General features: G+C 46.8%; 9 protein-coding genes. 6 read left to right on the top strand and 3 right to left on the bottom strand.

The genetic code is table 11. The annotated features are described in order from the left end of the window. Nucleotides 1-10 precede the first annotated feature (10 nt). Nucleotides 11-1,225 carry a DUF1501 domain-containing protein gene (locus tag FEF09_RS18530; protein ID WP_146306493.1) on the top strand — a complete coding sequence of 405 codons (1,215 nt, stop codon included), beginning with the start codon at nucleotides 11-13 and terminating at the stop codon, nucleotides 1,223-1,225. On the opposite strand, the gene FEF09_RS18525 is transcribed toward FEF09_RS18530, so the two are convergent. The 3 genes from FEF09_RS18525 to FEF09_RS18515 form a co-directional block, all read right to left on the bottom strand. Next, entirely contained in the window at nucleotides 1,222-1,716 is a 495-nt protein-coding gene (locus FEF09_RS18525) for a hypothetical protein (RefSeq protein ID WP_146306492.1), read from the bottom strand. The two genes, FEF09_RS18530 and FEF09_RS18525, sit on opposite strands and share 4 nt — an antisense overlap. A 143-nt stretch (nucleotides 1,717-1,859) precedes the next feature. Then, entirely contained in the window at nucleotides 1,860-3,911 is a 2,052-nt protein-coding gene (locus FEF09_RS18520; protein WP_146306491.1) for an OPT family oligopeptide transporter, read from the bottom strand. A gap of 176 nt (nucleotides 3,912-4,087) precedes the next feature. After that, nucleotides 4,088-5,788, bottom strand: a complete 1,701-nt coding sequence (locus FEF09_RS18515; RefSeq protein ID WP_146306490.1) for a peptide MFS transporter — start codon at nucleotides 5,786-5,788, stop codon at nucleotides 4,088-4,090. Nucleotides 5,789-5,989: 201 nt separating this feature from the next. On the opposite strand from FEF09_RS18515, the gene purD reads away from it, so the two are divergent. The 5 genes from purD to mrdA all read left to right on the top strand — a co-directional run bounded on the left by purD (nucleotide 5,990) and on the right by mrdA (nucleotide 12,258). Next, a complete protein-coding gene (purD, locus tag FEF09_RS18510) occupies nucleotides 5,990-7,267 on the top strand; it encodes a phosphoribosylamine--glycine ligase (RefSeq protein WP_146306489.1) in 1,278 nt (425 codons plus the stop codon). A gap of 355 nt (nucleotides 7,268-7,622) precedes the next feature. Continuing rightward, entirely contained in the window at nucleotides 7,623-8,645 is a 1,023-nt protein-coding gene (locus FEF09_RS18505; RefSeq protein ID WP_012787871.1) for a rod shape-determining protein, read from the top strand. Nucleotides 8,646-8,711: 66 nt separating this feature from the next. Beyond that, nucleotides 8,712-9,599: a rod shape-determining protein MreC gene (gene mreC / locus FEF09_RS18500; protein WP_186774399.1), complete on the top strand. Its 888-nt coding sequence runs from the start codon at nucleotides 8,712-8,714 to the stop codon at nucleotides 9,597-9,599. Next, complete coding sequence (locus FEF09_RS18495) at nucleotides 9,596-10,105, top strand: rod shape-determining protein MreD (protein ID WP_146306487.1); 510 nt, start codon at nucleotides 9,596-9,598, stop codon at nucleotides 10,103-10,105. The genes mreC and FEF09_RS18495 overlap by 4 nt, the downstream gene beginning before the upstream one ends. 197 nt (nucleotides 10,106-10,302) lie before the next feature. Further along, entirely contained in the window at nucleotides 10,303-12,258 is a 1,956-nt protein-coding gene (gene mrdA / locus FEF09_RS18490; protein WP_146306486.1) for a penicillin-binding protein 2, read from the top strand.

Below are 12,258 nucleotides of genomic sequence, written 5' to 3'. Positions count from 1 at the left end.
AAATCAAATCATGCTGATCTTAAACAGAAGACGTTTCTTACAGGTGGGATCATTGGCCTCTGCTTCCATGATGATGCCTAAATTCCTGAAAGCGCTGGAAAAAGATAATCTGGTGCCTCCCGGCAATAAAGTATTGGTCGTGGTACAATTGTCTGGTGGTAATGACGGTCTTAATACTGTGATCCCCTATCGTAATGATATTTATTACCGCTCACGTCCGACCCTCGGTATTCAGCGGGAACAGGCATTATCGCTGACGGATGAAATAGGTATTCATCCGGCATTACAGGGACTGAAGGGCCTGTATGATGAAGGGGCACTCGCTATACTGAATAACGTCGGATATCCTAATCCGGATCGTTCACACTTCCGTTCAATGGATATCTGGCAGTCCGCAAGTGCTTCCTCTGAAAACTGGACAGACGGCTGGATCGGTCGTTTTCTGGATGCACAGTGTCAGGGTTGTGATAAACCTGTACAGGCTCTGGAAATAGATGATACATTGAGTCTGGCGATGAAAGGTGATAGGCAGAAGGGGCTCGCATTTAAAGACCCTGATAAATTGCAGGCAGCCGCCAATGACCGTATGTTCAAAGAACTGCTGGGAAAAGAAAGCGGCGGACATCCGATAGATGATGATCATGCACCGGTAGATTATCTGTATAAGACAATGGGTGCGACCATGTCATCTGCAGGGTATATCAAAAATCAGTTTAAGGCGTATAAAACCAAAGAGCTTTTTCCGGCAACGGAACTTGGCAAAAACATGCAGACGATTGCCCGTCTGATCATGTCAGATATCAGTACAAAAGTATATTACGTATCACATGGTGCTTTTGATACACATGTGAATCAGCTGGCGTCTCAGCAGACGCAGTTGAAAAGACTGGATGAAGCGATCACTGCGCTGACACGCGAATTGAAGAATAATAACCGTTTTCAGGATGTGGTGATTGTAACCTTTTCTGAATTTGGCCGGCGCGTAGCACAGAATGCAAGTGGAGGAACGGATCATGGTACCGCGAATAATATGTTTCTCATCGGCGGCGGACTGAAAAAGCAGGGATTACTGAATGACGGACCAGATCTGGTTAATCTGAATGAAGGAGACCTTCAGCACACTGTAGATTTCAAAAGTGTGTACGCGACATTATTAAAGAATTGGTTGGGTGCAGATGATGCGGCTATTCTGAAGAAGCAGTACGAACATTTATCTTTTGTTTAATCGGCTGTGACAATCGCCCGGATGTAGCCATGAGTGACAGGCTTTGGATTGAAAGTACCACTGGTATCTACGGCTGTTCCATAGAATGAAGCTTCCATAAGACTGTCTTTAATGCGGCTGATAGAAAGGGTGAAAGAGCCATATGTCTGATCTGCAATCTGTGAGATATTGGGTTCATCGTAATAGACTGAAAACCTGTTACCATCTTGTGAGCGGAATACACCATGATCAAGGCCTTCACTAGTGCCGATCAGGGTTATGTTGAGTTTTTCAGCCTGTTCGCCACTGGCAGTAATTGTCAGTTTATCGATATCATTGTTTGGATCGGTATCGGTCAGATTGGCCTTTGTAATAACAGCTTTGGGGTTTTCGCCTATGAAGAAGACGCTGTCCATCTGAAAAGATACAAACTTGCGGATTTCTTCATGACGTTCTTTTTCGCAGGCAGATACCAATAAGGCTACACAGACAATAGTTAAAATTAGGCGCATAATAGGGGTGGTTTGGTTCTATAACGCAATAATAAGCAGTTAATTGCGAATAAGTTGCCGCCCGAAAATTAAAAATCCTGATCTGTCACAGATCAGGATTTTTAATATCTATGGGATACAGACAATGAGTAGTCTGCGTCGCTTTATTTTTTAATTGCTATACGATAGAGATAAGTACCCATCAGTGCGAAGGCTACTGTTCCCAGTAAGAAGTAACCGCCTTGTCCGAGTGCATGTGACAATGACTCTTCCAGATTGATACTGGCGAGTACACTTGCTGAGCCATCGAAACCCGCGAGGATCGCAATGATAACACCGGCAACAGCACCACCCGCTACGAGACCGGTAGCAAACAGGTTACCTTTACCGAGTTCTTCTTCTTCAGCGGATATATGTGCATTATCCTTTTTACGTTTTTTATCCGCCAGTCCACGGATCGCACCACCAATAAAAATAGGCAGGGTGGTTGAAAGCGGAAGATAAGCTCCTACTGCAAAAGATAAGGATTTGATACCGCAAAGTTCCATTGTGATGGATAAGAACACACCAACGAGTACGAACTGCCAGTCAAGTTTATGGGTCAGGATACCTTTTGTAAGGGTTGCCATCAGTGTTCCTTGTGGCGCCGGGAAGTAAGTACTACCAATTGCGTGGTCAGTCACACCATTGGCGATCATGGCGGCAGTTGGTTTATCGAGGAATTTCACGGTCAGACCGATCACGATGGAAGAAACGATCGCACCGATGAACAGGGCCAGCTGCTGATACATAGGCGTTGCTCCAACGATATAACCAGATTTCAGATCCTGAGAGGTACCACCGGCATTCGCGGCAGCGATACAGATCATACCACCTACTACCAGTGCCATTGGCTCATATACTTTACCACTCCATCCTACAGCGATAAATACCAGACAGGTACCCATCAGGGTAGCAATGGTCATACCGGAGATAGGGTTGTTGGAAGAACCGATCAGCCCTACGATACGGCTGGATACAGTTACGAAGAAGGCGCCGAAGATCACCACCAGCAAACCTACCAGCAGTTTTTTACCGATAGAATCGCCCGGTAACTGAGGGAGGAAGGCCATTAGTACGATCAACGCGATGCTGCCGAACAATACAACCTTGATATTCAGGTCTTTTTCGGTACGGGGCACCTCGCTTGTTGTGGCAGCAGGATTACCCTGATCGTCTTTTTTCAGGGAGCCAATGCTGCCTTTAAAGGATGAAATAATAGTCGGTATTGTCTTGATAAGGGTGATAAAACCACCTGCTGCTACTGCACCTGCGCCAATCTGGCGTACATAGGCAAAGTATACAGCGGAGGAGAAATCAGTGAAAGTGTGCAGAGTTGGATCCCAGTTACCTTTACCACCCGGTGTGGTTACGCTGGCCAGATAGCCAAGTTTCACCAGCTGTGCGGCGATCATGTCAGCCGGTACCAGTGATGACAATAACGGAATCAGTGCCAGCCAGGACAAAACGCCACCGGCTACGAGTACACCTGCAATACGGGGACCGATAATATAACCCACACCCATGTATTCAGGAGTGATCTCACCACTGACACGGGCGGAAGGGAAGTATTTATTGATCTGTTGGGTCATGTAGAATGGCACTTCTGCCACGATATGCAGGACCTTCTGAAAAATGGCATATATAAAAGCAAAGCCTAATCCGTAGAAAGCTGTTTTCGCAAAATCACCACCTTTTTCACCTGCAATCAATACGTCACCACAGGCAGTACCTTCCGGATAAGGCAGTGTCTCATGCTCTTTTACGATCAGGGAGCGGCGCAGGGGAATCATCATGAGGGTACCCAGTACGCCACCAAAGATGGCGAGGATAAGGATAGTCATGTAATTGAAGAACTGTTCGCCACCACCGTCCGTCAGGAACAGGAAGCCCGGCAGGGTGAATACTACACCGGCTGCGATGGATTCACCGGCAGAACCAGTGGTCTGAATGATGTTATTTTCAAGGATAGTGGTCTTGAAAAATCTGCGGCCAAGTGTAATGGCAATAACTGCGATAGGTATAGAAGCAGAAACGGTCAAACCTGCTTTCAATGCGAGGTATACAGTTGCGGCGCCAAAGATGATCCCGAAGATACAGCCCAGTACAATGGACTTGATGGTAAATTCCTTCATATTCACCCCGGGCGATACGAAAGGCTTGAATTTATCTGCCATAAGTTGGTTTGATAGTGTAGATTTTTGTTGATTAAACGGCAATATAAGTGAAAAATCCCTTTTAGAACGGGCTTTTCGGATAATTGGTCGCAGTCAGGGACAAGTTTCGGAAGACATAAATAAGGAAGGCGCAACTTCCGTCGCGCCTTCCTTATTTATCTGATAATCAGTTGGGTTTAGTAAGATCCGGTCTTCTCTTTCACCACCTGAGCGATCCATTTGCTGATCATCAGCATGACAACACCTGCAACAGCGGCAGATATTACGAGGATCAGGAAGTAAAGTTTCTTGTCGATGAATTCATCCCAGAAGGTAGCCATCAGACCTGCCACTTTACCGGCGATCGCATTTACGAGGTACCAGCCACCCATCATAAGGGCTGTTACACGTGGAGGCGATAGTTTGGATACCATGGAAAGACCGATCGGGCTTACGAGTATCTCACCTACGGTGAATACGGCGTAAGTGCCAAACAGCCAGGCCATAGAAGATTTATCGAGGTAAACGTTGGTCATTGAAGCGGCTACCACCATGAGCAGGGAGGAAGCACCGGCGAGGAAGATACCCATAGCGATCTTTACAGGAGTGGTTGGTTCCTTGCCGCGTTTGGCCAGCCAGCCGAAGAGGCCCACTACCATGAGACTGAATGCCACGATAAAGAATGGGTTAATGGACTGGAAGATCTCGGTGGAGATCAGTCTCATTTTACCATCTTTTGGCCATTGGTCTTTAGGCAGGTTCTGGAAATAAGGATCAGGACCCTGTGTTTCCAGTGTTTTACCGCTGGCATCAGTTACGGCACGGAAGTGCTCGTCTACCTGTGTTACGGCGTGAGGGTCAGTGGTAACTGTCTGCAGCATACCCAGTGGTTTGGCAGCGTCTTCTACAGTAGCAGACATGCCACGGTCGGTATACTGGTCAGCCCAGATGGTCAGACCGGTACTATTCTGGTTGTAGATCACCCAGAACACGATTGCTACCGCGAAGAACGCCAGCAGGGCGCCCAGACCACGTTTGTCCTCGTGTTTTTTGGAAGTGGTATACAGGCGGATATAGAAGATAATGATTGGTACGCAGGCGAACATGAACGCGTCATTCGAGCGCGTATGGAACAGCGTATGGTGCAGGATATCTTCCATAAAGTAACCGAGCGTCGCAGCGATAATAGCCGGTACGAATACCAGGGATACGATCTTACCGATCGGCATATCATCCGGAGAAGGCTCTTTTTTGATATCACCGGAGGCGATTACCTGCTGGTTGGTGCTGAAGATGACCAGTCCGATGAGCATACCTACGCCTGCAGCGGCAAACGCGTGGCCCCATCCGTAGTGGTTACGGAGATAGGCGGCTACGAAGTTGCAGATAAAGGCGCCGATATTCACGCCCATATAGAAGATATTGTAGGCAACATCTTTTTTGGCGCGCAGGTCTTCTCTGTTATAGATATTACCCAGAATGGTACCGATATTGGGTTTAAAGAACCCGTTACCGATAATGATCAGGCCAAGGGCCACATACATGGCCATATCACCCGGAACGGCCAGACAAAAGTATCCGGCGGCAAGGAGGAAGCCTCCTAAGATAACGGCCCGGCGATATCCGAGGTAGCGGTCTGCCATGAGACCTCCAAGGAACGGGGAGAGATATACTAATGCGATGTAGGAACCGACGAGGTCAGCAGCTTTGGTTGTATCGAGTCCCTTGCCTCCGTTGGCGGCAGGATCTACGAGATAAAGAAAGAAGATACCAATCATCAGGTAGTAGCCGAAGCGTTCCCACATTTCTGTAAAGAAGAGTACATACAATCCTTTGTGATGCCCTTTCCCCTTAGAGGACGGCGAAATTACAGGCTGCTCAACAGCAGTTTGAGTCATAATAGGTACGTTTAGTTTTTTGTTGTTTATGGTGTTAGTCAGTCCGTCGGATCCGGCAAGTTAAATAAATTCAGCTTTTTATCAGGTAAAATGGTGTTTTTGGTTAAATTTTGGCCTTTCTTTGCAAAAAATTTGGAAGAACGGAGCAGATTGATCAGGTGAATGTATTTTAAGCGCGCAAGCGAATTTTTATTTTTTCATATGAAGATATTACTATTAGGAAGCGGCGGTCGCGAACACGCCCTGGCTTGGAAAATGGCACAGAGCACACATTGTGAACAGTTGTTTATAGCGCCCGGCAATGCGGGAACTGCCCAGTATGGTCAGAACCTGGATTTCGCTGTTTCTGATTTTGAGAAAATAAAGACTTTCTGCGTAGAGAATGCGATCTCTCTGGTAGTGCCGGGTTCTGAAGAAGCACTGGTAAAAGGAATTTACGATTATTTTCAGCAGGACGCTGCTTTACAGCATATTCCGGTAATGGGCCCATCTGCCCTTGGAGCTCAGCTGGAAGGTAGTAAAGCATTTGCAAAGCAGTTCATGCTGCGTCATAATATTCCGACTGCCGCTTACCGCGAGTTCAGTGAGGAGAATTATGAGGAAGGTGTGGCTTACCTGCGCACCCATTCTTTGCCGATCGTACTGAAAGCCGATGGGCTTGCGGCGGGAAAGGGTGTATTGATCCTGAACGATCATGAAGAAGCAGTGGCGGAGTTTTCACAGATGATCAAGGATGCGAAGTTTGGCGATGCGAGTAAGAAGGTAGTGGTAGAACAGTTCCTGACGGGAATAGAGCTGTCGGTGTTTGTGCTGACAGATGGTCATTCCTATCAGATATTGCCTACTGCAAAAGATTATAAAAGGATCGGAGAAGGAGATACAGGTCTGAATACCGGAGGTATGGGGGCTGTTTCACCGGTGCCATTTGCAGACAAAGCATTTATGGACATGGTGGAAGAGCGTGTTATCCGTCCGACGGTTGCCGGACTGGAAAAAGAGCAGATTGCCTATAACGGGTTTATCTTCTTCGGTTTGATCAAGGTAGATGGGGAACCATTTGTCATTGAGTACAACTGTCGTATGGGAGATCCGGAAACAGAAGTGGTAATGCCACGTCTGCAGAACGATCTGCTGGAACTTTTCAAGGCGGTGCAGGAAGGTAAACTTTCTTCACAGCAGATTTTTGAGGATGCCCGCGTGGCAACTACGGTTATGCTGGTAGCAAAAGGCTATCCGGAAGCATACGAGAAAGGAAAGGTAATCAGCAACATACCGGCGCCTACGCAGGATCAGCTGGTGTTTCAGGCAGGAACACGTGCCGCTGGCGGGGATATCCTTACCAACGGAGGGCGTGTACTGACGATAACATCCCTGGCAGCAGATCTGGGCATTGCGTTGACACACAGCCGGCAGACAGCTGAAATTATTGACTTTGAAGGTAAATATTACAGGAGGGATATTGGTTACGAGTTCGTGTAGAGGATGTTCATTTACGCCTTTCACGCCCTTACGGCGCGAAAAGTGTAGTCTGATCCTGTGGGCCGGAAAGTACCGGGAAGGACCGGCTGGGGTGGTCCTGAAGAGCATAACTCATTCATATAGAGTACACAATTAACAGCAACCATTTTTCGTTTAAGCGTTTTCGAGAGTCATTACCATGCCAACGATTACATTGTCATTAATTGTTACAACTTATTAACCGGCTCATCCAATACAATAACTAACATTTTTTAATATTATAGTTGTATTATTGAGAAAACAAACAGTTTTTAGATTGTATATTCGTTGGAATTATTCATTTTTGCACACAATAATATTTTGACCATATTAAGCAATGGGGTTCTTTAATTTTTTAACACAGGAAATAGCGATTGACTTAGGTACAGCTAACACGCTGATCATACACAACGACCAGGTGGTGGTGGATGAACCTTCCATTGTTGCTATAGAGCGCGCAAGCGGTAAAATCGTGGCGGTAGGAAAGAAGGCCATGATGATGCACGAGAAAACACACGAGTACCTGCGTACAATCCGTCCGTTAAAAGATGGTGTGATCGCCGACTTTAACGCGGCAGAAGGTATGCTTCGCGAGATGATCAAACTGGTGTATCCCAAAAAGCCCTTATTCTCCCCCAGCTGGCGTATGGTTATCTGTATACCATCCAGCATCACAGAAGTAGAAAAACGCGCCGTACGCGACTCTGCTGAACAGGCAGGCGCTAAGGAAGTGTTCCTTATACATGAACCTATGGCTGCTGCATTGGGTATCGGCATCGATGTAGAAGAACCCGTAGGTAACATGATCATTGATATCGGAGGTGGTACCACCGGTATTTCCGTAATCGCCCTTGCAGGTATCGTTTGTGACCAAAGTATCCGTATCGCCGGTGATGAATTCACTGCTGATATCATGGAAGCACTGCGTCGCTATCATAGCTTGCTGATTGGTGAAAGAACTGCAGAACAGATCAAGATCCAGATAGGTTCAGCACTGAAAGAACTGGATAACCCACCAGATGACGTGGCAGTAAACGGCCGTGACCTGGTAACAGGTATTCCTAAACAAATCATGGTGTCTTATCAGGAAGTTGCAGAAGCGCTTGATAAATCTATCTTCAAGATCGAAGAAGCTATTCTGAAAGCACTGGAAACCACTCCTCCGGAGCTGGCAGCAGATATCTACCGCAGAGGTTTGTACCTCACAGGTGGTGGTGCATTGCTTCGCGGACTGGACAAACGTCTCACACAGAAGATTAAATTACCAGTACACGTAGCGGACGATCCGTTACGCGCGGTGGTAAGAGGTACCGGAATCGCACTGAAACATGTAGGTAAGTATCCGTTCCTAATGCAATAATATCAGGAAATGTACAGGGCAGTATAACAGCTGCCTTGTACATCTTCTACCAAGAAAATATATCCTGTGCGTAATCTCATCATTTTCTTTAGGCGCTATTTTAACTTTTTTCTGTTTTTGCTGCTGGAAGTGATTTGTTTTGTGCTGGTGGTCCGGAACAACGATCTGCAAAAATCAGCCTACCTCAATTCTGCCAATAGTTTCAGCGCCAGGTTATACGAAAATTACAACAATGTGGAGTATTACTTACACCTGAAAGCTACCAATGACAGCCTGGTGAAAGAAAATGCCCGCCTCCATAACATGTTGCGCACCAGCTTCGACAGTGTTTCCCTCGACAATATTGTAAAACTGGATACCATCCGTCACTACAGTACAGACACCACCCGTAAGGTGATCGGTACTGAAGTTCGCCGTTACCTCTATAAAGAAGCTAAAGTGGTGAATAACAGTGTTAATAATCCAATCAACTACATCACAATCAGACGCGGTAGTGCCAATGGCATCCGGCCGAATATGGGAGTGGTTGGTCCGAGTGGACTGGTCGGTGTGGTACGTAGCGTTAATGAGAACTACGCAGTTGTGCTTTCCCTGCTTTCAAAGGGCCGTAACTTCGGTTTCAGCGCCCGTCTGAGCTATAGTAAGGAAATGGGTACCGTACGCTGGTACGGTGGTGAAGCCGGATATGCGGTGATGGAAGATGTGCCGAAGAGTGTGAAGCTTATTAAAGGAGATACCGTGGTGACCAGTGGTTACTCAGCCCTGTTCCCCGAAAATATACCTATCGGTTACGTTGAATCCTATACCACTACAGATAAATCCAGTACTTCTTATACCATCAGGATTAAACTGGCGACCAACTTTTATAACCTTCAGTACGTATATGTCGTAGACAATCTGCTGAAAGAGGAACAACAATCTTTGGAAGACTCAACCTACAGGCTGATTAAATGAGTATACTGTTAAGAAATATTATCCGCTTTGTGCTCTTACTGCTGTTGCAGGTATTCGTACTGAATAATATCCTGCTGCACCAGCTCGTAGGCCTTAACCTGTATATGTTGTTTGTCCTCTTGCTGCCGTTTAACCTGCCACGACCTGCGCTGATGCTGCTGGCGTTGCTGATGGGACTTGGTATGGACATGTTCATGAATACCATGGGTATGCATGCTGCTGCCTGCGTATTCATCGCTTACCTTCGTCCGTTCATCATCAATGTACTGTCTCCACAGGGTGGTTTTGAGACGACCCAGAAAACACCGTCCATGACCAGCATGGGTGTTTCCCAATTCCTGACCTACATCGGAATCCTGGTATTCTTACACAACCTGCTGTATTTTCCACTGGAGGTGTTCAGCTTTGCAAGCTTCTTTTACCTGCTTTTGAAGATCCTTTTATCAACAGCGGCCAGCGTTCTGCTGATCGTACTGTATGAATTATTGTTCTTTTCCAGAAAGTAGGCAGGAATCATTACAAAGACCATATTTTTTGAGAGATTATGTTTTGTTAATTAGAGGAACTATAACAGATAGCACAGAACGTAATATCTATCTTTAAGAAGGAATTGAAAGTCATATTATAAAGCAACAGGTCGCTTGCTTCATCTTTCTGCCAGACGGTGGGGGAGGCCGTGAAGTGGCCACATTATTCAGCGTAAATGTCTGTCTATAATCAGCCCAGGAAAAGAGTAATTCAGTTTATCATCCTTGGAATGGTAATATTAATCATTACAAGGTTGTTCTTTCTGCAGATTGTCGAGAAGAAATACTCCAAGCTGGCGGATGCTAATGCGGTACTCCGCAAAGTGGTATATCCCAGCCGCGGTATTATCTACGACCGTAAAGGCAGAAGTATCCTCAGTAATGACGCCATGTATGATCTTGTCGTAACGCCGATCAGCGTGAAAAACATCGACACGTCTTACATGTGCGAAATTCTCCGCATCGACAAGGAAGAATTCAGAAAACGTATCACTACCGCTATTATCAAAAACGGCAGCCGCCGTGTTTCCATATTTTATCCCCTGCTGCCACCGGAAATGTTCGGCCGTCTGCAGGAAAGTATGTACATGTTCCAGCCCGGATTCGAGCTGGTGCAACGTCAGATCCGCTCCTACCCTTTCAACGCCGCTGCCAACATCCTCGGTTATATCGGGGAAGTATCCCCTCAGATGCTGCAGAAGCCTGCCTATAGCGCTTACAGCCAGGGTGACTATCTGGGTATGACTGGTCTGGAAAGAACATACGAAAGCGTGCTGATGGGACAACGTGGTATCCAATACCTCGTAAAAGATAACCTGAACCGTCCGCAGGGGCCTTATGAAAAAGGAGAATTCGATACCGCCGCTATTGCCGGTAAGAATCTCCGTCTGGCCCTTGATGTAGACTTGCAGGTGCTCGGTGAGCATCTCATGCGTAACAAGATCGGTAGTGTCGTGGCTATTGACCCACGTACCGGCGGTATCCTGACGATGGTGAGTGCGCCGACCTTTGATCCGAACCTGCTGACAGGTTCCTATCGTGCCCGCAACTTCAGCCGTCTCTTCTCTGATACCACTAAACCGCTTTTCAACCGTGCTATTCAGGCCGGATATCCACCGGGATCGTCTATGAAACCGCTGACGGCACTGATCGCATTGGATGAGGGCGTTATTACGCCAAGCTTTGGTTTCCCCTGCGGTGGCGCATATACCTATTGCGGCCGTCCTATCGCCTGTACGCACCATAATGCAGGACACGCAGCAAACCTGCGTCTGGCAATCGCTAACTCCTGTAACGCCTACTTCGTACACCTCTACCGTATGGAAGTGGATGCAGCGAAATGGGGTGGCGTGAAAAAAGGACACCAGCACTGGCATGACTATATCTCTTCTTTCGGTCTGGGACATAAACTGGGTATTGATATACCGGGCGAATCTGGTGGTAAAGCCATCGATACAGCCGGGATGAACAGACTGTATCATAATCAGTGGAACTCCTGTTCTGAACTGTACGTAGGTATGGGGCAGGGTCAGGTTGTCGCAACGCCGCTTCAGATGGCGAATGCGATGTGTATCATTGCGAACAAGGGTTACTACTATCTGCCGCATTTCGTAGACAAGATCGATAATGATGATACAGAATTGCTGACCAAATTCAGAGAGAAACATATTGTAGCCAAGATCTCTGACTCTTCCTATATGCCGGTAATTTATGGTATGCAGGATGTGGTGGAAAGAGGTACCGGTATGATCGCTAAGATCGAAGGTGAGATCGTATGTGGTAAAACAGGTACGGCTGAGAACAATGCGATCGTAAACGGTAAGCTGACCAAACTGAAAAACCACTCCGTATTCGTTGCTTTCGCTCCGAGAGATAATCCAAAGATTGCTGTAGCAGTGATCGTGGAAAACGCAGGTTTTGGTAGTACCTACGCTGCGCCTATCGCGAGTCTGATCATGGAGAAATATCTGCATGATACCATCTCTGTGAAGCGCAAGCCACAAATGAAGACACTGCTGGAATACAATACACTGGATCCCGTGGTACGGGAAAAATCCAAGCTTGACTCATTGAATGGAGCCAGCGCAAAAATGACACCTGATCAGATACTTAAACTTTATTTCCGGGATTAA

Source organism: Chitinophaga pinensis (assembly GCF_007896845.1).
In the GTDB taxonomy this organism is placed as follows: domain Bacteria; phylum Bacteroidota; class Bacteroidia; order Chitinophagales; family Chitinophagaceae; genus Chitinophaga; species Chitinophaga pinensis_C.
This window is presented reverse-complemented; position numbering and strand designations above follow the sequence as displayed.